The sequence below is a fragment of the Roseibium aggregatum genome, assembly GCF_014692675.1.
Classification (GTDB): Bacteria; Pseudomonadota; Alphaproteobacteria; order Rhizobiales; family Stappiaceae; genus Roseibium; species Roseibium aggregatum_C.
Genome location: NZ_JABFCZ010000006.1, coordinates 100,600 through 121,031, shown reverse-complemented (window position 1 = coordinate 121,031; position 20,432 = coordinate 100,600). Strand labels below are relative to the sequence as shown.

The 20,432-nt window shown below is 63.1% G+C and carries 17 protein-coding genes; 13 read left to right on the top strand and 4 right to left on the bottom strand.

Translation table 11 applies throughout. The annotated features are described in order from the left end of the window. The first annotated feature begins 44 nt into the window (after positions 1-44). The 3 genes from HK439_RS06650 to HK439_RS06640 are packed head-to-tail and all read left to right on the top strand — an operon-like array spanning position 45 to position 3,910. A complete protein-coding gene (locus HK439_RS06650; RefSeq protein ID WP_190290608.1) occupies positions 45-2,453 on the top strand; it encodes an EAL domain-containing protein in 2,409 nt (802 codons plus the stop codon). Between the two features lie 47 nt (positions 2,454-2,500). Beyond that, the gene (gene ruvX, locus HK439_RS06645) at positions 2,501-2,983 is read left to right on the top strand and encodes a Holliday junction resolvase RuvX (protein WP_190290607.1); all 483 of its coding nucleotides are present in this window, start codon (positions 2,501-2,503) and stop codon (positions 2,981-2,983) included. Then, a complete protein-coding gene (locus tag HK439_RS06640) occupies positions 2,984-3,910 on the top strand; it encodes an AEC family transporter (RefSeq protein ID WP_190290606.1) in 927 nt (308 codons plus the stop codon). Between the two features lie 21 nt (positions 3,911-3,931). On the opposite strand, the gene HK439_RS06635 is transcribed toward HK439_RS06640, so the two are convergent. Then, positions 3,932-5,611 (bottom strand): acyl-CoA dehydrogenase family protein, encoded by a 1,680-nt coding sequence (locus HK439_RS06635; protein WP_190290605.1) that lies wholly within the window; start codon positions 5,609-5,611, stop codon positions 3,932-3,934. A gap of 218 nt (positions 5,612-5,829) precedes the next feature. Between HK439_RS06635 and HK439_RS06630 the strand changes: the two genes are divergently transcribed. The 4 genes from HK439_RS06630 to dprA are packed head-to-tail and all read left to right on the top strand — an operon-like array spanning position 5,830 to position 9,898. Then, positions 5,830-6,768, top strand: coding sequence for an aspartate carbamoyltransferase catalytic subunit (locus tag HK439_RS06630; RefSeq protein WP_190290604.1), 939 nt, complete (start codon positions 5,830-5,832; stop codon positions 6,766-6,768). 11 nt (positions 6,769-6,779) lie between these two features. Beyond that, on the top strand, positions 6,780-8,081 hold the full coding sequence (locus HK439_RS06625) for a dihydroorotase (protein WP_190290603.1): 1,302 nt from the start codon (positions 6,780-6,782) through the stop codon (positions 8,079-8,081). A 39-nt stretch (positions 8,082-8,120) separates the two neighbouring features. Beyond that, positions 8,121-8,768: a glycerol-3-phosphate 1-O-acyltransferase PlsY gene (gene plsY / locus HK439_RS06620; protein WP_190290602.1), complete on the top strand. Its 648-nt coding sequence runs from the start codon at positions 8,121-8,123 to the stop codon at positions 8,766-8,768. Then, positions 8,765-9,898: a DNA-processing protein DprA gene (gene dprA, locus HK439_RS06615; protein ID WP_190290601.1), complete on the top strand. Its 1,134-nt coding sequence runs from the start codon at positions 8,765-8,767 to the stop codon at positions 9,896-9,898. The genes plsY and dprA overlap by 4 nt, the downstream gene beginning before the upstream one ends. 48 nt (positions 9,899-9,946) lie before the next feature. On the opposite strand, the gene HK439_RS06610 is transcribed toward dprA, so the two are convergent. Next, positions 9,947-10,414, bottom strand: a complete 468-nt coding sequence (locus HK439_RS06610) for a hypothetical protein (RefSeq protein WP_190290600.1) — start codon at positions 10,412-10,414, stop codon at positions 9,947-9,949. 62 nt (positions 10,415-10,476) lie between these two features. Continuing rightward, a complete protein-coding gene (locus HK439_RS06605) occupies positions 10,477-10,902 on the bottom strand; it encodes a DUF2267 domain-containing protein (protein WP_190290599.1) in 426 nt (141 codons plus the stop codon). 286 nt (positions 10,903-11,188) lie between these two features. Between HK439_RS06605 and topA the strand changes: the two genes are divergently transcribed. From topA to rpmG, 5 genes are all read left to right on the top strand, one after another. Beyond that, positions 11,189-13,852 (top strand): type I DNA topoisomerase, encoded by a 2,664-nt coding sequence (gene topA, locus HK439_RS06600; protein ID WP_190290598.1) that lies wholly within the window; start codon positions 11,189-11,191, stop codon positions 13,850-13,852. A 62-nt stretch (positions 13,853-13,914) separates the two neighbouring features. Continuing rightward, complete coding sequence (gene rnr / locus HK439_RS06595) at positions 13,915-16,170, top strand: ribonuclease R (RefSeq protein ID WP_190290597.1); 2,256 nt, start codon at positions 13,915-13,917, stop codon at positions 16,168-16,170. Next, a complete protein-coding gene (locus HK439_RS06590) occupies positions 16,167-16,631 on the top strand; it encodes a DUF983 domain-containing protein (RefSeq protein WP_190290596.1) in 465 nt (154 codons plus the stop codon). Before rnr ends, HK439_RS06590 begins: the two co-directional genes overlap by 4 nt. Then, the gene (locus HK439_RS06585) at positions 16,628-17,386 is read left to right on the top strand and encodes an NUDIX hydrolase (protein WP_190290595.1); all 759 of its coding nucleotides are present in this window, start codon (positions 16,628-16,630) and stop codon (positions 17,384-17,386) included. The genes HK439_RS06590 and HK439_RS06585 overlap by 4 nt, the downstream gene beginning before the upstream one ends. A 191-nt stretch (positions 17,387-17,577) precedes the next feature. After that, the gene (gene rpmG / locus HK439_RS06580) at positions 17,578-17,745 is read left to right on the top strand and encodes a 50S ribosomal protein L33 (protein ID WP_190290594.1); all 168 of its coding nucleotides are present in this window, start codon (positions 17,578-17,580) and stop codon (positions 17,743-17,745) included. Positions 17,746-17,837: 92 nt separating this feature from the next. Here rpmG and HK439_RS06575 read toward each other — a convergent pair whose 3' ends face one another. Continuing rightward, positions 17,838-19,130: an Hsp70 family protein gene (locus HK439_RS06575; RefSeq protein ID WP_190290593.1), complete on the bottom strand. Its 1,293-nt coding sequence runs from the start codon at positions 19,128-19,130 to the stop codon at positions 17,838-17,840. 364 nt (positions 19,131-19,494) lie between these two features. On the opposite strand from HK439_RS06575, the gene HK439_RS06570 reads away from it, so the two are divergent. Further along, on the top strand, positions 19,495-20,277 hold the full coding sequence (locus HK439_RS06570; protein ID WP_190290592.1) for a hypothetical protein: 783 nt from the start codon (positions 19,495-19,497) through the stop codon (positions 20,275-20,277). Positions 20,278-20,432: the final 155 nt, after the last annotated feature.

Sequence of the window (20,432 nt, the reverse complement as noted above, 5' to 3'; positions counted from 1 at the left end):
TAATGGCTTTTCAATCCGTAAGTTACGGAAGAGGGGTCCGCTGGATGAAAATCAGAAGTTTTCTGATTTTATCGTTCCTGATTGCAACGCTTGTACCGTCGCTCATCTTCAGCGCGTGGTCCTACCGTGACGGCGTGAACCGCGAATTCGCCGAGGTCAAGGACCGGCACCTCCTGATCGCCCGCAATCTCGGCTTCGCGCTGGAGCGTTATCATCAGGACGTTGTCGCCGCGTTCGAATCCGTCAGCGCCTCCCTGTCGTCCGGAATGGAAATGCCCGGCATGACCCGTCTGCTGCGGCGGCTCGACATGCTGTGCGTCCTGAACGTCGACAGCACAAATGGGGAGATCCTGGAAAAACTCGAGGTCGACCCGAGCGGCAAGCAGTCGAGGCTACCGGCCGAACTCTTTTCCGACCTGAAGTCGATCGCCGGACGCGACCGGACCACCTTCACCGGCGTGCGTGCCGATGCGAAAGGCCGGAACGTGATCTTCATGGTCAGGGATCGCGGTACCTATCTGGCTGTCGGCCAGATCAGCACCGATTATTTCGTCTCGCTCGGCCGCAACATCGCCTTCGGCATCAAGGGTCACGCGGCGATCGTCGACCAGTTCGGTAACGTCCTTGCTCATCCGCTGCATGACTGGGTCGCCAGCCGCAAGAACATCGCCAAGGTGTCCGCGGTCCGGCGGATGATGAACGGCGATACCGGCATCGAGCAGTTTTACTCCCCGGCCATGAAGGGCGACATGATCGCCGGCCTGACCTCGGTGCCGGGCCCGGGTTGGGGTGTCATGGTTCCGCAACCGGTCTCTGAAATCTACGACAAGGTCTACGCCAACCAGGCTTCCGTCTTCCTGGCAATCGCGGCCGGTCTCGGCATTACCCTGCTGCTCGGATTCGTGCTGGCCCGCTCCATCTCCGCGCCGCTGGAAAACCTTGTGGAGAAGATGAAACAGAACGCCCGCCACCGGCAGCTCAATACCGTCGGCGGCGACATCGGCATGATTCCCTTCACCGAGATCATCGACTTCCGCAACAGCTACAACGTCATGGTCCGCCGGGTGACCAAGGCCGGCAAGCGGATCGAGGCCCTTGCCTATACCGACACCGTCACCGGACTGCCCAACCGGCTGCGTCTGCAGGCGCTCGCAGCCCCGATCCTTGAAGGCGCCGGCACATCCGGTCCCGGCGGGATCCTGATCCTGATCGACCTCGACAACTTCAAGGAAATCAACGACATTCATGGCCGTGAGGTCGGCGACGAATTCCTGAAAGCCTGCGCCCGCAAGCTCTCCATCGTCACCGGCGTTCTGAAGGCTGAACGGGCGCTCGCCGGCATGGACACCGATCCGGTCGTTGCCCGCATCGGCGGCGACGAATTCGTCATCATCGTGCCCGGCCTCAACGAGGAAGGCGCGATTGAGGCTTTCCTCGACACCCTCAGAACCGAACTGACGACACCTGTACCGGAGCTTCCCTTCATCTCCAATTCCAGCGCCAGTATCGGCTGCGTCCGCTTCCCCCGCCACGGAACGGACATGGAGGAGCTGATCAAGCGCGCCGACATCGCCATGTATCACGCCAAGGTCAGCGGCAAGAACAAGTCGGAGATTTATACGCCCGGCATCGGCACCCAGTCGGTCGCGGAAATGCGCCGCAACCTGATCGCCGCCATCGAAAACGACGAGCTGGTTCTGGAATACCAGCCCAAGATCTGCGCCCGCCGCCAGAAGGTCTGCGGCGTGGAGGCCCTGGTGCGCTGGGATCATCCCCAGCACGGCCGCCTGCTGCCCGGCATCTGGATCCCCGCCGTCAGCGATTCCCCGGCAATGTCCCATCTGGGCGAATGGGCGGTGGAGCGTGCCATGACCGATTACAGGCGCCTTGCCGGCACCGGCTGCGACCTCTTCATGTCGGTCAATATCGGCTCCAAGCATTTCGTTGCTCCCGACTTCGTCGCGTCCATCGACGCGATCCGCGAACGGCTCGACTTCGACCCGTCGCGCCTGGAAATCGAGGTGACCGAGGACGCCCTTTTCGTCTCCGAGGACCGGGCAGTGAAGACCTTCCGCGAACTCCACGAACGCGGCTATACCGTTTCCATCGACGATTTCGGCAAGGGCTATTCCAACATTGCCCGGCTGGCGCAATTGCCGGTCGACTTCCTCAAGATCGACCGGTCGATCATCGTCGGCGCCTTCGAGGACATCCGCACCCGTTCCATCCTGGAAGCCATCATGACCATGGCGGAGGAACTCGGCTGCAAGACCGTCGCCGAAGGCGTGGAAACCCTGCAGCAGGCGGAATTCGCCACCCGCATCGGCGCCAACTGCCTGCAGGGCTACTACTTCTCCGACAGCATGCCGATCGACACGCTGGTCGACTGGCTGGAATTCCAGTCCGACAAGGCCGTGCAGGATTATCACGAGCGGCTTAAGGAAGCCGTTTGACGCTTTCCGGGCTGGCACAGGTTCGCGACTGCTGATAAAGCCGGACCATGGCATCCGACCCGACCCTTTCCCTCGATGATTTCCTGGCCGCCCTGCCGGCCTCCGGCCGCCTGATCGGTCTCGATCTCGGCACCAAGACCATCGGCCTCGCGCTTTCCGACCTCGGCCGCGGCATTGCCACGCCCATGGAGACCATCCGGCGCAAGAAATTCACGCTGGATGCCGAGCGACTGCTTCAGATATGCGCCGAACAGCAGATCGGCGGCATCGTGCTCGGCCTGCCACTCAACATGGACGGCACCGAAGGCCCGCGCGCCCAGGCCACCCGCGCCTTCGCCCGCAATCTGGCGCAGAAGACCGACCTGCCCATGACCATGTGGGACGAGCGCCTGTCGACTGCCGCCGTCACCCGCACCCTGCTGGAAGCCGATTCCAGCCGGGCGCGGCGCGCCGAAGTCGTCGACAAGATGGCCGCCGCCTACATCCTGCAAGGCTTCCTCGACCGGCTGGGGCACATGGGAACCGAATAGATGCTGATGACGATCAACGCCCTGCTGCCGGTCATCCTGGTGATCGCGGCCGGTTATCTGGTGGCGCGGACCGGCATCATTACCGGCGACCAGTGGCACGGCGTCGAGCGGCTGACCTATTTCGTGCTGTTCCCGGCAATCCTGTTCAAGACCATTGCGCTGGTGGATTTTTCCACGATGCCGACCCTCTCCATGGGCGCGACCCTGCTTGCGGCAATCTTCACCATGGCCGCCCTCATGCTGGCGCTCCGGCCGGTGTTTCTGAATGTGTGGGGCATCACCGGACCGCGGTTCACCTCCATCTTTCAGGGCGTGCTGCGCTGGAACGGCTTCATCGCGCTGGCGGTTGCCGCCGAGTTCATCGGCTCCGACGGGGTCGCGCTGGTCGCCGTCGCCATGGTGTTCATGATCCCGATCCTGAATGTCATCTGCGTGCTGGTGCTGTCGCGCTATGCCGGTGGCGAGGCGCCGACGACGGCAAAGATCCTGCGCGATCTCTACACCAACCCGTTCATCCTCTCCATTCTGGCCGGCCTTGCGGTCAATCTCTCAGGCCTGCCGATCCCCTCCATCCTGCAATCGACGCTGACCATCCTCGGTAGTGCCGCCCTGCCGGTCGGTATCGTCTGCGTCGGTGCAGGGCTTGACCTCGGCGCCCTGCGCCGCCCCGGTCCGGCCCTGATGTCAGGCACCCTGATCCGGCTCCTCGGCATGCCGCTTCTGGCCACCGGTTTTGCCATGATCTTCGGCGTCACCGGCCCGGCGCTCGCCGCCACCGTCATCGCCGCCAGCGTACCGTCCGCCGGCAGCGCCTACGTGCTCGCCAGACAGATGGGCGGCGACGCCAAGCTGATGGCGGAAATCCTCACCCTGCAGACCGTCGCGGCAATGGCGACCATTCCGCTGATGCTTTATCTGCTGGTGTAAAATTACGGGTGCGTATCGCCCCTACCCCTCCGGATAGAGCCAGTCCACCAGCGCCCGGGCGTTGTGGCGCGGCGAGAGCATGCCGTAGGTGGCGCGCCACTGGCCGGCGAGCCGGCTTTCGATGAAGGCGTCGCAGATGCCCTGGGGGACGATCTGTTTCAGCGCCGCAGCTGCCCCGGTCAGAGCGAGCTGCTCGGTCAGGATCCGCCCGTTGGCCGGGTCCTCCACGGCGGCCCGGGCAGCCGCCGCGATCACATCGCAGGAGGACTTGCCGCCGCTGCCCAGCGCCTCGGTGAATTCCGACAGCACCACCTCCAGCGCTTCCGGCGACTTCTGCAGCGCGCGCAGGACGTCAAGCGCCATCACGTTGCCGGAACCTTCCCAGATCGCGTTGACCGGCGCGTCCCGGTAGATCCGCGCCATGTCGAAGTCTTCGACGTAGCCGTTGCCGCCCAGGCACTCCATCGCCTCGTAGGTCAGCGGCGGCGTCGACTTGCAGATCCAGTATTTGATCGTAGGCGTCATCAGCCGCACATAGGCCGCATCGCGCTCGTTCGTCGCCATCCGGTCGGCGGCCCTGACCAGCCGGAACGCCAGTGCGGTGGCCGCCGCCACGTCCAGCGCCATGTCGGCGAGCACCCGCGTCATCAGCGGCTGGCCGATCAGCTTGGCCCCGAAAACCTCGCGGTGGCGGCAATGATGGACCGCGCGGGACAGGCTTGCGCGCATCTGCGCCGCCGAGCCCAGCGCGCAGTCGATCCGCGTCGGCACCACCATCTCCAGAATCGTCGCGATCCCCCGCCCCTCCTCACCGACAAGCAAGCCGGTGGCGCGATGGAATTCCACCTCCGAGGAGGCGTTGGAGTGGTTGCCGAGCTTGTTCTTCAACCGCTGGAAATGCAGCCCGTTGAGCCGCCCGTCAGGAAGCACCCGCGGCACCAGGAAACAGGTCGGCCCGGCGGATGTCTTCGCCAGCACCAGGAAGGCGTCGCACATGGGTGCGGAGAAGAACCACTTGTGACCCGTGATCCGGTGGGTGCCATCGTTGCCGGCTTCGGCCGACGAAGTGATCGCCCTCAGGTCCGTGCCGCCCTGCTTTTCGGTCATGCCCATACCGATGGTCACGCCCGGTTTCTGGTCCAGCGGCAAAAGACGGGCGTCGTAGTCCCGCGTCTTCAGCTTCGACAGCCAGTCGCCGAACCGGTCCGGCTGCCGTTTAAGCACCGCGCCCGCAGCATTGGTCATGGTGATCGGGCAGCAATGGCCGGTTTCCACCTGGGAGGTCAGGAAATATTTCCCCGCCCTCAGCGTCTGCGCCCAGGGCTTTTCGTCCTCCAGCACGGCGCAATGCAGCCCCGCCTCGACCGAGCGGCGCATCAGCGCGTGATAGGCGGGATGGAAATCGACCCGGTCGGCGCGCCGGCCGTGCTTGTCATGGGTGATAAGCGCCGGCTTGTGCTCGTTGGCGAGCCGGCCCAGATCGAGGATTTCCCGCGTGCCGCAAACGGCGCCGTGGGTCAGGAAGTCCCCCTTCGCCGTCTCGTCCAGCGCCTCGCCCTGGGCGGCGATCAGAACCGGGTCGGTTGCCGCAAGATTGAACCCGCCGTAGTCGGGCGCCTGATTGAACACGTCATGGGTGGCAAATTCCGGCAGGCTTCCGCCCCCTTCCCCCGACGGGTTTCCAGGTTCCTGGATGGCCATGGACGTCTCTCCCACCCCGCGATTCGCGAACACGTGTGGACAGGGTAACATGTTGAATAGCGAATGCTTGTAAGCGAATTCGATTCCGCCTATAGCCATGATCTCGATGAGCGCACCAGATCCCCATCGAGCCAGCCTGAAATTCCCACGCATGACGTGGTTTGCCTCCCGGTGGTGTCCGCGGTCTGAAACGCGCGACGAAACAGGGAACAAAAGACATGCAGGCTGACCTTTTCCCCCATCGTCATCTGCTTGGCATCGAAGGGCTTCAGCCCCAGGACATCCTGGGCCTCCTGGACCGGGCGGAAGCCGCCGTCGAGGTCAGCCGCCAGGTGGAAAAGAAAAAGTCCGTGCTGAGCGGCCGGACCCAGATCAACCTGTTCTTCGAGGCCTCCACCCGGACCCAGTCCTCCTTCGAGCTGGCGGGCAAGCGGCTCGGCGCGGATGTGATGAACATGGCGGTGTCCTCGTCTTCTGTGAAAAAGGGCGAGACGCTGATCGACACGGCGGCCACCCTCAACGCCATGCATCCGGACCTGCTGGTGGTCCGCCATCATGCCGCCGGAGCGGTGCATCTGCTGGCCCGCAAGGTCGACTGTTCGGTGGTCAATGCCGGCGACGGCCCCCACGAGCACCCGACCCAGGCCCTGCTCGACGCCCTCACCATCCGCCGCCACAAGGGCAAGATCGCCCGGCTGACGGTGGCAATCTGCGGCGATATTGTCCATTCCCGGGTCGCCCGCTCCAACATCATCCTGCTCAACGCGCTGGGCGCGCGCGTGCGCGTGATCGCTCCGTCGACCCTTTTGCCGAGCGGCATCGAGAAGATGGGCGTTGAGGTCTTCCGCGACATGCGCGAGGGGTTGAAGGGCGTGGATATCGTCATGATGCTGCGCCTGCAGCGCGAGCGCATGAGCGGCTCATTCATCCCTTCGGTGCGCGAATACTACCGCTACTACGGGCTGGATGCGGAAAAGCTGAGCTTCGCCCGAGAGGACGCGCTGGTGATGCATCCCGGCCCGATGAACCGGGGCGTGGAAATCGATCCGGCCGTGGCCGACGGGCCCCAGAGCCTCATTCGTGAGCAGGTGGAAATGGGGGTTGCCGTGCGCATGGCCGTGCTGGAAGCCCTCGCCGCCCATCTGCCGAACCAGTAGGACAAAAGATCGTGGCCTCAGACTCTCCCAAACCGCTGGTTCTCTCCAACGCCAGGGTGATCGATCCGGCAAGGGATCTCGACGCACCGGGCTCCGTGATCATCGCCGACGGCACCATCCTCGCCGCCGGCCCGGAAGCCGCCAATCAGGGGGCGCCCTACGGCGCGGAAATCATCGACTGCGCCGGCGCCATCGCCGCCCCGGGCCTGATCGACATGTGCGTCTCCGTGGGCGAACCGGGCGCAGAACACCGCGAGACACTGGCCAGCGCCAGCGATGCGGCCGCCGCCGGCGGCGTCACCACCATCTGCACCATGCCGGAAACCGACCCTGTGATCGACGACCCGGCCCTGGTCGACTTCATCCTGCGCCGCGCCCGCGACACCGCCAGCGTCAACGTTCACCCGATCGCCGCCCTGACCAAGGGCCTTGAAGGCCAGGAAATGACCGAGATCGGGCTGTTGCAGGAAGCCGGCGCGATCGCCTTTTCCAACGGCCACAAATCGGTGCGCAACGCCCAGACCATGCGCCGGATCCTCACCTACGCCCGCGACTTCGACGCCCTGATCGTGCACCACACGGAAGATCCTGACCTTGCCGGCGGCTCCATGAACGCCGGCCTCAACGCGAGCTGGAAGGGCCTGTCCGGCATCCCGCGCGAGGCCGAGGTGATCATGATCGAGCGCGATCTCAGGCTGGTCGGCATGGCGAAGGGGAAATACCACGCCAACCTGATCTCCACCTCCGACAGCGCCGAGGCGATCCGCATCGGCAAGGACCGCGGCCTCAACGTCACCGCAGGTGTGTCGATCAACCACCTGACCCAGAACGAGAACGACATCGGCCCCTACCGGACCTTCTTCAAGATGTCCCCGCCCCTGCGCAACGAGGACGACCGCAAGGCGATGATCGCTGCCCTTGCCGACGGCACCATCGATATCCTCGTCTCCAACCACGATCCCCAGGACGTGGAAACCAAGCGCCACCCCTGGGCGGAGGCGGAAGACGGCGCCATCGGTCTGGAGACCCTGCTCGCCGCGGCGCTGCGGCTCTACCATTCCGGCGACATCGAGCTTCTGCCCTTGCTTGCCTGCATGACCTGCCGTCCCGCCGACCGGCTCGGCCTGGAGACCGGCCGGCTGACCACGGGGGCGCCCGCCGACGTGGTCGTCTTCGATCCGGACCGCCCCTGGGTGCTGGAAAAGAGCGCCATCCGCTCCCGGTCCAAGAACTCGCCCTTCGAGGACGCGCGTTTTTCCGGCCGGGTGCTGCACACCATCGTTGCAGGCCGGCCCGTCTACACTTACGCTTAGGATCAGGACGCTAAGCCACAGACAAAGCGGAGGAAACGCGTGCCCGATCCGATCAGTTGGGGCCTTGCCTGGCCCTATTATCTCGCAGCCCTCATTTTCGGCTATCTGCTCGGATCGATCCCCTTCGGGCTGGTGATCACGCGCATGGCGGGTCTCGGCGACATCCGCAAGATCGGCTCCGGCAACATCGGTACCACCAATGTGCTCAGAACCGGGCGCAAGTCGCTCGCCGCCGCCACCTTGCTCGGCGATGCGCTGAAAGGAACGGTCGCGGTCCTGATCACCCGGTATTTCTACGGCGTCGAAATGGCGCTGATCGCAGGCCTCGGCGCCTTTCTCGGCCACCTGTTTCCCGTCTGGCTGAAGTTCAAGGGCGGCAAGGGTGTCGCCACCTATCTCGGCATCCTGCTCGGGATCTACTGGCCGGCCTTCTTCGTCTTCGCCGGCATCTGGATCGCCATGGCGTTCCTGTTCCGCTACTCCTCCCTGTCTGCGTTGACCGCCAGCCTGGCGACCCCGTTCTTTCTCTACAGTGTCGGCCAGTACCAGATGGCGGAAATGTTCCTGGCCATGACCCTGCTTCTGTGGCTGAAGCACAACGAAAACATCCACCGGCTGATGATGGGCGAGGAATCCAGGATCGGCTCGAAATCGAAGGCTGAGACCGGCGGCGACGCGGGCGCATGACCGCCGAACCGCAGCCTGATGCCAACCCGCGCCTTGACGAGCGGCAGCGGCTGGCATGGCTCCGGCTGATCCGCTCCGAAAACGTCGGCCCGCGCACCTTCCGCGACCTGATCGATCATTTCGGCACCGCCGAGGCAGCCCTCGAAGGCCTGCCCGGCCTGTCGCGCCGCGGCGGTAAGGGTAACCTGCGGATCTGTCCGGAACGGGAAGCCGAGGACGAACTCAGTGCCCATGAGGCCGCCGGTGCCCGCCTCGTTGCCATGGGCGAACCCGGCTATCCGCCGCACCTGCGCCATATCGACGGCCCGCCGCCGCTTCTCTCCGTCAGGGGCAGCGGCGAAACCCTGAGCCGGCCGCAGACGCTTGCGATCGTCGGCGCCCGCAACGCCTCCCTGTCGGGCCGCAAATTTGCCGCAACCATCGCCGGAGACCTGTCCGCCAACGGCTATGTCATCGCCTCCGGCCTTGCCCGCGGCATCGACGCCGCCGCCCACGAAGCGGCATTGGCCGGTGGCACCGTCGCCGTCTTTGCCGGCGGCATCGATCATCTCTATCCGCCCGAACACGGTCCGCTGCTTACCGCCATTCTGGATGCGGGCGGCACGGCCATCAGTGAAATGCCCTTCGGCTGGAAGCCGCGCGGCCGCGACTTTCCCCGCCGCAACCGGCTGATTTCCGGCCTGTCACTCGGCGTTGTGGTGATCGAGGCCGCCAAGGCATCGGGCTCCCTGCACACCGCCCGCTTTGCCCTGGAACAGAACCGCGAGATTTTCGCCGTTCCGGGCTCGCCCCTCGACACCCGCTCCGAGGGCGCCAACCGGCTGATCCAGCAGGGCGCGGCCCTGATCACCTGCGCGAAAGACATCCTCGACGCCCTTGCCGGACGCAGCGAACCAACGCTCCCTTTCGGCACCGGCTTTTCAGAGCCCGGCGGCTCGGCCCCCGAAGACCCCTCCGATCAAGTCCGCCAGCGCATCCTCACCGCCCTCGGCCCGACCCCGGTCGAGGTCGACGACCTGATCCGCGATCTGGGCGAGCCGCCCCGAACGGTCCATGTCATCCTGCTTGAACTCGAACTCGCCGGCCGCCTGGAGCGGCATCGCGGGCAAAAAGTGTCACTGGTTTATTGACGGGACGAATATTGAAAGAGCAGTGAGCTTTAGGATGAGGATCAGCAATCAGCGCGGATCATCCTTAGGCCTCCAGCCGGCCTGAACCCGGTCGACTATCCATTCAAATGGCCAAACCCCGAGTATCGGCAATTGTCGCGCTTCCGGTGTAAGGCGTCCAATGCGGCTCCATCCCTTCTCCGCATCCCCAAAATGCCCATCCGCCGGCTTTTTCAGAACGGGAGCAATCACGGAGCGACCGCGGAACATTGGGATATTCTTATTCCCATCAGGAATTGGGCAATTCCCGACGGTCCTAGCGACCTTTCGTTTCAAACCAAAGCTAATCACCGTAAAGCAATAAAAGGCTTTCGGCCCATCAAGAATACCGCAAATATTATCCGGACAACTAGGATAAGGAGTATCGTACACTCTAACCAGGCCATGATAATCTGGATGCTTGTGCGTGTACTGAAGATAGTAATTTCCGTTATCGGTTTCGATTTCGAGAACATCACCGATTTTTGGTCTGGCCACTATAAATCACCATCCATAAATGCCTTCCGAACTATGCTTGCTCCGCTCTGGGCGCATCCAGCCTAATCCGCCACCTCCCAGAACGCCACCGCCCCTTCCGGCAGCGTTCCGAGCATCGCATCGAACACCGTCTCATCCACATGGGTCCGCAATGCACGGGCAACACCCTCGATGGCGTTCGCGGGTGAAAAGTTATGATGACGGCGCAAAGAGCAGACCTCTTCCGTCATGTCTTCGCGGCTTGAAAACGGAACGGGCGGCGCCTCGATGTCCCAGTCCTTGACGAATAACGCCCGCAGGACTACGGGCAGCTCATTGGCAAAGCGCAACCCCTCCGCCACCGTGAGCCGGCGCCGGAACGCAATGAGCACGCCCTGCACGGTCGTGTAGGTCTGGTTGCGCGTGGTCAGGTCCAAAGCGATGCGTGCATCTTCCAGGAAGCCTTCGAAAATCTGTCCGGCGCGCTGATACTCATCCGGCATCGGCATGGTCCGTATTCCATGTAATAGATAAAGTGTCCGGGCTCGTTATAATGCCACGAGGTTGTCCGGTTCGGCATGCACACGTCAAACGTCGTTTCGGGGACCGCCGGACCCGGCCCGCGGTCCGGTGGATAACTCGCCTTTTTGCAGGGTCTCTTGACCCGATCCGCGCAAAGGTCCATTTGACAGGCGGTCGGCGATCCGTGATCGTCGCCATCTTGAAACAGTCAATTTCTTCGGGAGGCGGCTCGGGGCTCCGCATCCGTTCCCGTCAGTCAGCATTTGGGAAACGATGAACATCGTCATTGTGGAATCGCCGGCCAAGGCCAAGACGATCAATAAATATCTCGGCTCGGATTACCAGGTGCTGGCCTCCTACGGCCACGTGCGCGATCTGCCGCCGAAGGACGGATCGGTCAAGCCGGACGAAGACTTCGCCATGAGCTGGCAGGTAGATTCCAAGTCCCAGAAGCGGCTTTCGGAAATCGCCAACGCCGTCAAGGATGCCGACCGCCTGATTCTCGCAACCGACCCCGACCGCGAGGGCGAGGCGATTTCCTGGCACGTGCTGGAAGTGCTACAGAAGAAACGCGTCCTGAAAGACAAGCAGGTCCAGCGCGTCGTCTTCAACGCCATCACCAAGTCGGCGATCCTGGAGGCGATGGCCAATCCGCGCGAACTCGACACGCCGCTGGTCGACGCCTACCTGGCACGCCGCGCGCTCGACTATCTGGTGGGCTTCACCCTGTCGCCGGTCCTGTGGCGCAAGCTGCCCGGCGCCCGCTCCGCCGGCCGCGTGCAGTCCGTCGCCCTGCGCCTGATCTGCGACCGGGAAATGGAAATCGAGGTCTTCAAGCCCCAGGAATACTGGTCGATCCTCGCCAACCTGAAGACGCCGAAGGGCGACCCGTTCCAGGCGTCTGTCACCGGCTTCGACGGCAAGAAGATCGGGCGCCTCGACATCGGTTCGGAAGCGGAAGCCACCGCCATCAAGACCATGCTGACGTCCGCCAGCTACACCGTGGACAGCGTGGCCTCCAAGCCGACCAAGCGCAATCCGGCGCCTCCCTTCACCACCTCCACCCTGCAGCAGGAAGCCTCGCGCAAGCTCGGCTTTGCCGCCTCGCGCACCATGCAGGTGGCGCAAAGGCTCTATGAAGGCATTGCCATCGGCGGCGAGACCTCCGGTCTCATCACCTATATGCGTACCGACGGCGTGCAGATCGCCGGCGAGGCGATTTCCGCCGCCCGCAAGGTGATCGGCAAGGATTTCGGCGACAATTACGTGCCCGAAAAGCCGCGCTTCTATTCCACCAAGGCCAAGAACGCCCAGGAGGCCCACGAGGCCATCCGCCCGACCGACCTGTTCCGACGGCCGAAGGATGTCGCCCGTTTCCTCGACCCCGATCAGGCCAAGCTCTACGAGCTGATCTGGAAGCGCACCATGGCGAGCCAGATGGAATCCGCCATCCTTGAGCGCACCACCATCGACATCACCGCCTCCGGAGCGGCCAAGAAAGCCGCCCTGCGTGCGACCGGTTCCGTCGTCCGCTTCGACGGCTTCTTCGCCCTTTATCAGGAAGGCCGCGACGACGACGAGGACGAGGATTCAAAGCGCCTGCCGGCCGTCGACGACGGTGCCTCGCTGACGCTCGGGTCGGTCGATGGCAAGGCAGAACCCATCGAGGCCGCCCAGCACTTCACCACGCCGCCGCCGCGCTACACGGAAGCCAGCCTGGTCAAGAAGATGGAAGAGCTGGGCATCGGCCGGCCCTCCACCTACGCCTCTACCCTGCAGACCCTGCGCGACCGCGACTATGTGGAACTGGAAAAGAAGCAGCTCGTTCCCCAGGACAAGGGCCGGATCGTCACCGCCTTCCTGGAAAGCTTCTTCGACCGCTACATCGAATATGATTTCACCGCGAGCCTGGAAGAGCAGCTCGACAAGATTTCCGCAGGAGAACTCTCCTGGCTGGACGTCCTGCGCGCCTTCTGGAAGGACTTTTCCGGCGCCGTCGACGACATCAAGGACCTGCGGGTCGCCCAGGTCATCGATGCCCTGAACGATCTGCTGGCCCCGCACATCTTCCCGGACAAGGGCGACGGCACCGATCCGCGCGCCTGCCCGTCCTGTTCCGATGGACGGCTGTCCCTGAAGGTCAGCCGCTTCGGCGCCTTCATCGGCTGTTCCAACTATCCGGAATGCAGCTACACCCGGCAGCTCGCCAAGTCCGGTGACGGCGAGGACGAGGCCGCGGAAGGGCCGAAGATCCTGGGCCAGGATCCCGAAACCGGCCTCGACGTGTCCCTGCGCAACGGCCGCTTCGGGCCTTATGTCCAGCTCGGCGAGGAAGCCAAGCCCAAGCGCGCCTCCCTGCCCAAGGGCTGGTCGGCCCCGGACATGGACCTTGAAAAGGCGCTTCAACTCCTGTCCCTGCCGCGCGAGGTCGGACCGCATCCCGAAGACGGCAAGATGATTTCCGCCGGCATCGGCCGCTACGGCCCGTTCGTGCTCCATGACGGCACCTACGCCAACCTGTCCTCTCCGGACGAGGTCTTTTCCGTCGGCATCAACCGCGCCGTCGATGCCCTGGCCGAAAAGCGCGCCAAGGGCGGACGCGGACGCGGCACGCCGGCAGCGCTGAAGGAACTCGGCGACCATCCGGAGGAAGGCGGGGCGATCACCGTGCGCGACGGTCGCTACGGGCCCTACGTCAACCATGGCAAGATCAATGCGACCCTGCCGAAAGGCACCGATCCCATGACAGTGACCATGGAACAGGCGCTGGAACTGATTGCCGCCAAAGCTTCCAAGGGCGGGGTCAAGAAGAAGGCCGCGCCGAAAAAGGCGGCTGCGAAGAAACCCGCTGCCAAGAAGGCCACGACCAAAAAGACCGCCGCCAAGGCAAAGGTCGACTCCTCTTCCGAAGAGGTTCCGTGGGACGACGCATCTTGAGCGCAAAGCGGATAGGACCCCGCAAACCCTCTCGCCGGAAGACTGCGAAAGCACCGGCCGAAATGCCTTCGCGCGAGGATATCCTCGCCTTCATCGCCGATAATCCGGGCAAGGCGGGCAAGCGCGAGATCGCCCGCCATTTCGGCATCATCGGCGCGGCCCGCATTCCACTGAAGCGCATGCTGCGGGAACTGAGCGACGAAGGCCTCCTGGAAAGACGTCAGAAGCGCTTGTTGCGCCCCGGCGACCTGCCGCCCGTGCTCGTGGTCAGCCTGGTCGCGCGCGACCGCGATGGAGAACTCCTGGGCGAACCCGTCGACTGGGACGACGACACCGGCCCTGCCCCGAAGATCCTGGTGCTGACCGCGCGCGGCAAGGCTCCGCAGCCCGGCATTGGCGACCGCGCCCTCATCCGCCTGACCGACGCCGATGAGGGAGAGGCCGATTATACAGGCCGGGTCATCAAGGTGCTGGAAAAGCGCCAGGACGCGATCCTCGGCATCATGCGCGCCCGCTCCGGGACCCATCCGCCCTATCTGGAGCCGGTGGACCGCAAGCAGCGTGAGCTGGACATCGACCCGAGCGACCTGAAGGGCGCCGAAGACGGCGACCTGGTCAGCGTCCAGGTGACCCGCACCGGCCGCTACGGCGCGCCGCGCGCCAGCATCGTGGAACGCTTCGGCTCCATGAAGTCGGAAAAGGCGGTCTCGGAGATCGCCCTGCACAGCCACGGCATCCGCCATGTCTTTCCAGCTACCGTGGAACAGGAAGCCGAAGAGGCTGCCCCGGTCGCGACGCTCGGCAAGCGCGAGGACTGGCGCCAGATCCCGCTCGTCACCATCGACCCCCCCGACGCCAAGGACCATGACGACGCCGTCTTCGCCGAACCCGACGACAGCGGCGAGAACGACGGCGGCCATGTGCTTTACGTGGCCATCGCCGACGTCGCCCATTACGTCCGCCCCGGCTCCGCGCTGGACCGGGAAGCCCATATGCGCGGCAATTCGGTGTATTTCCCCGACCGGGTGATCCCGATGCTGCCGGAGCGCATCTCCAACGTGCTCTGCTCCTTGCGCGAAAAGGAAGACCGCCCGGCGCTTGCCGTGCGTATGGTCATCGATCAAAACGGCCGCAAGATCGCGCACACGTTCCACCGGGTAATGATGCGCTCCGCCGCCCGCCTGTCCTATATCCAGGCCCAAAAGGCGATTGACGGGGTGACGGACGAGAAGACCGAGACCCTGCTCGACGGCGTGCTGAAGCCCTTGTGGGACGGCTACCACGCCCTGAAGAAGGCGCGCGATGCCCGCGAGCCGCTGGAACTCGACCTGCCGGAACGCAAGATCAAGCTCAAGGACGACGGCACCGTCGATCACGTTTTCGTTCCCGAGCGGCTGGAAGCGCACAAGCTGATCGAGGAATTCATGATCCTCGCCAACGTCTCGGCCGCCGAGACGCTGGAAAAGAAAAAGACGCCCCTGCTCTACCGGATCCACGATGCGTCGACGCCGGAAAAGCTGGAAAACCTGAAAGAGTTCCTGTCCACCATCAACATGAAGCTGCCGTCCAGCGGCGGCCTCAGACCGTCCGTCTTCAACGGCATTCTGGCAAAGGTGAAGGACACGCCCGAGGCGCATCTGGTCAACGAGGTGGTGCTGCGCAGCCAGGCCCAGGCCGAATACGCGCCGCAGAACATCGGCCATTTCGGCCTGAACCTGCGCCGTTACGCCCATTTCACCTCGCCGATCCGCCGTTATGCGGACCTGATCGTCCACCGTGGCCTGATCCGGGCGCTCGGCCTCGGCAACGACGGTCTGCCGGAAGGCATCGAAACGAAACTGGAAGCCATCGGCGCGGAAATCTCCGGCGCCGAACGGCGCGCCATGCTGGCCGAGCGCGACACCATCGATCGGCTGATCGCGCTGTGGATGGCGGACAAGGTCGGCGCGGAATTTTCCGGCCGCATCGCCGGCGTGGTGAAATCCGGCCTGTTCGTCCGTCTGGAGGACAGCGGCGCCGACGGCTTCGTGCCCGCCTCCACCATCGGCCTCGACTACTACAGGTATGACGAAGGGTCGCACGCCTTGATCGGTGACAAGACCGGCGAAACCTATCAGCTTGGGGACCAGGTTACAGTCAGGCTGGCCGAAGCCGCGCCCTTTGCAGGCGCCCTGCGTTTCGAGGTCTTGAGCAGCGGACGCGTCGCGAAAAATTCCCGGCGCAAGACGGGGGCAAAGCCCCGAAGCCCGCGCAAGCGCGCCGCCGCGAAGACATCGAAGGCTTCCGCCAGACGCACAAGCGGAAAGAAAAAACGATGAACGTTCAGTACACGACCGATCTGCCGCATCCGGAAAGCGGGACGCCGGCCAAGGCCCCGCGCAAGGCCCTGCCGGCCATCATCCGCGGTCTTATGAACAGCTGCCCCTGCTGCGGCAAGGGAAAGCTGTTTTCCGGGTTTCTGACCACGGTCCATACCTGCAGCAGCTGCGGCGAGGAAATCCACCATCACCGGGCCGACGACGCGCCGCCCTATTTCACCATCACGATTGTCGGCCATATCATCATTCCGGCCATGCTGACGGTGGAAGTGCTCTATCATCCGGAGATCTGGATCCACATGTCGCTGTGGATCCCGCTGACCCTCATTCTCTCCCTCGGGCTGTTACGCCCGATCAAGGGTGCGCTTGTCGGTCTGCAATGGGCCCTTTATATGCATGGGTTCGACCCCGAGGCAGGCGATGACCTGCCGGAGCCAGACCCAGCAGCAGGAATGCGATGACCGCGAAGCCCAAGATCAATCTGTCCAAGGATGAACAGGCCGGTAAATTCCCCTATATCCGCCCCCGCGACGCATCCACGCTCCTGATCCTCGACAAGACCGCTGCAGGCCCGTTCCGCGTGTTGATGGGCCGGCGCCACATGGGTCACGCCTTCATGCCCGGAAAGTTCGTCTTTCCCGGCGGCCGGCTCGATCCGGGAGATTCGCGCGTAAACGTGGCAACGTCTTACGACCCTGTCGTCGAGGAAAAGCTGTCGGCCCAGATGAAAGGCCCAAAGAGCGCGGCCCGCGTTCGCGCGCTTGCCCTTGCCGCCGTCCGTGAAACCTACGAGGAAGCCGGCATCTTCATCGGCGTGAAACGGGACGGCGCCGAAAACGGTCCCAGGCCCAGAATCGGCAAAGGCTTCGAGGCCTTCGAGGAACGGGGCATCGAGCTCGACCTGACCCCTTTCCGCATGGTCGCTCGCGCCATTACCCCACCCCAGCGCCCCCGGCGCTTCGACGCCCGTTTCCTGGCCGTCTGGGGTGACGCCATTGCCGGACAACTGGAAAGCGGCATGGGTCCCTCCGGCGAACTGGAAGACGTGGAGTGGCTGACCCTGGACGAGGCCCGGGAAAAGGAAATCCCTGCGATCACCAAGCAGATCCTCGCCGATCTGGAAGACCGCCTCGTCGGCGATCCGAAGCTCGCACCCGAGACCCCGGTCCCCTTCTACTTCTACCGCGGCGGCGGTTTCAGGCGGGAGCAAATCTAGGGCCTTTGCTGTTTCAAGCATCCGCTGCCCCTGCTTCACCGAATTTCCGCAACAGAGCGCTTGCCAAAGCTTGACTTTGCCGCCGTCTTGAGTACTTTGCGCGCTGATTTCAGACACAGGGGCAGGATGCACGCCAGACGCTCTGGCCACGAGTACCGTTTGCCCGACCCAACAAAACAGGATCCAAGGCCATGGCCAAGGCGACCACCATCAAGATCAAGCTCCTCTCCACGGCTGACACCGGCTTCTTCTATGTCACGAAGAAGAACTCCCGTACCATGACCGAAAAGATGGTCATGAAGAAGTACGACCCGATTGCCAAGAAGCACGTGGAATTCAAGGAAGCCAAGATCAAGTAAGCTTCCCCGCCAACAGCGGTTTCATGCTTCAATGAAAAGACCCGCCGGTATCGCCGGCGGGTCTTTTCGTTTTCCGGATCTTTGTCAGGCTTTCAGGCGGCAACCGCCCAATGATCCGCATCCTCCCGGGCGCCGATCAGGGCAAGACCGGTGGCGACCGAGGTGAGCTCATTGCCGCCGGAAAGCCGCTCCTTGCCGAAGCGCTGCTCGAACTGCCTGCGGACGGCGGGAACGAACGAGGTGCCGCCGGTCATGAACACCCGGTCGATGTCGCGGTCGGTGATCCCGGCATTGTCGATGGCCGCATCGAGCGCCCGGTCGATCTTTTCCAGTTCCGGCGCGATCCAGCTATCGAATTCGGCCCTGGTGACGGTTGCGCTGAAATCGGCGCCCAGCGGCGCGAAGGTCAGGTCGGCTTCCGTGGCTGCCGATAGCCGCGCCTTGGTCTCGGAGACCGCCTTGTAAAGCGGATAGCCCTGATCCTCGTCGACCAGGTCGATGAACATCTCGATCTTTTCAGGTTCGAGGCACCAGCGCAGCAGCTTCTTCATTTCCCGGTAGTCGTCGGACGTCTTGAATACCGACAGCATGTGCCAGCGTGCGAAATTGGAGAACAGGTTCGGCGGGATTTCCAAAACCTTGCCCATGCTCTTGTAGCTGCTGCCCTTGCCGATTCTCGGCAGGATGACATTGTCGATGATCCGATAGTCGAAGGAATCGCCCGCGATCCCGACCCCGCCCCGGCCGAGCGGTTCTGCAGTCATACCGTTCCCGCCGAGCCGGAACCGCATCAGCGAATAGTCGGTGGTGCCGCCGCCGAGATCGGCCACCAGAATGGTCGCGTCGTCGCTTAAGCCCTGCGCAAACGAGAAGGCCGCAGCGACCGGTTCCAGGACGAAGCGGATGTCCTGGAAGCCGACGCGCGCAAGCGCGTCCCGGTAGCGGCTCATTGCCAGGGCCTCGTCCGGCGCATGGCCGGCAAAGGCCACCGGCCGGCCGATGATAAGACGGGTTTCCTCCGGCACGACGGGCTCGGCGGACCGCTCCAGCGCGCAGGTCAGGAACGTCACCATCAGATCCTCGAAGTCGTAGGGGTTGCCGTAGATACCGGTTCCCTTGAAGGTCGGGCTGGCGACGAAGGACTTCAGCGACTGGATGAAGCGCACGTCCCCCATACTTTCCAGGAACTGACGAATCGCCCAAGGACCGACTTCCGGATGCGGCGGCCGCGCCGCGCCACGATCGAGGAAACTGAGAACCGTCGCGAGCGAGGCAACCGTTTCAGTGCCGGCGCCGAACTCAACAGTCCGGGTGACGTTTCCGCCATCCGCTTCGACGAAGACCGTGTTGGAGGTACCGAAATCAAGGCCGATGGTCTTCGTCATGCAAGGCACTCCGGGTCAAAAGCATCGCCCCCGCCACGGCACGCGAAAACGCGCGGCCTGGGTCAAAAGAGGCGGGGCTTGAGTGTTCAAAAGGATTGGATCGGGCGTGCGGACATACGTCCTATCGGCGGAAGATGCAAGGCGTTAGGGGGCTACGGAGCCCTGTCGCGGCCTGAAAGTATCTGAAAGAAGCACTCCTTACCCAACACCAAGGCTGTCATCCCGGGCGAACGCAGTGCGACGCGGGCCCCGGTACTCCGTGTCCTCCCGGGCAAACCACTGTATTATGGCGCAAACGCCACCGGCTTGACCGGCCAACGCGAAGTAGTTCTATCTTGGCTCCATCGCTGGCAAGGAGGCTGGAATGGAAACCGAATTCACCCTCATGTTCTCCGTATTCATCCCATCGGCAATTGCCTTGGGGGCGGCGGCAATGACTTCTGAGGGGTGGCGTCGTATCGTATTCGTTTTAGCGGCACTGGTCTGTGGCGTGCTGGGTGTAGCTTGGACCAGCATCAAAAGCGGAATCGAAAGGATCTCTCCATCCGTTGGAGAATGGGCATCTAATTTTCTAGGCGGCGAACACACCAATACCGTGTTGCTAGTTTGGTTTGTCCTTGTGATCCCAGTCATGACCGGGTTGTTTATTACGGGCAAAATAAAACAGGCCGGATCAGAACGATTTACCGTAAAAAAGGAAGCCGCCTTAGCCGACACACTTCGTAATATCGATCGGACATGCTTTTTGTTAGCAGAAAATGCCAAAGCAATATGGCAGATCGAAATGCTTGAAGACGAGTTGGGAAAGTTGCCACAACTAGTCACGGACGCAAAAGACGACGAGACAATGCACGCGGCCACTCAGGAAATATCTGAGTACCTAAGGAAACTTGAAATACGCCTGTCCGGAACACGATGGCATGGAGACTTTCGACGCATCAATATGTCGATAGAGCAAGGGCATGAGGTCAAAGCTAGCGACACTCCGAAAGGAGCAGATCCGTACAAATATAAAGCGTATCAAATCACCATTGTCCAACGCCAGCATATTGAGGATTTCTTAGTTCGCTCGATTGGGGATGCGCGCGATCACTATCATCAGATAATGCGGATGGTGTGTGAACGCCCCGACATCCACAAAGGCTAGTCGCTCGGTATTTTGGCGCAAATGCCACAATACCGGAGAAATGAATTTAAAGAGATCTTGGGAGGTATCGCCGACGATTATAGCGCCGGCGTAAGATAAAAGGTTTTTCGGCTAGCGGAGACAGGCTCATGAGTAAAGCGGGAGAGAAGTGAATC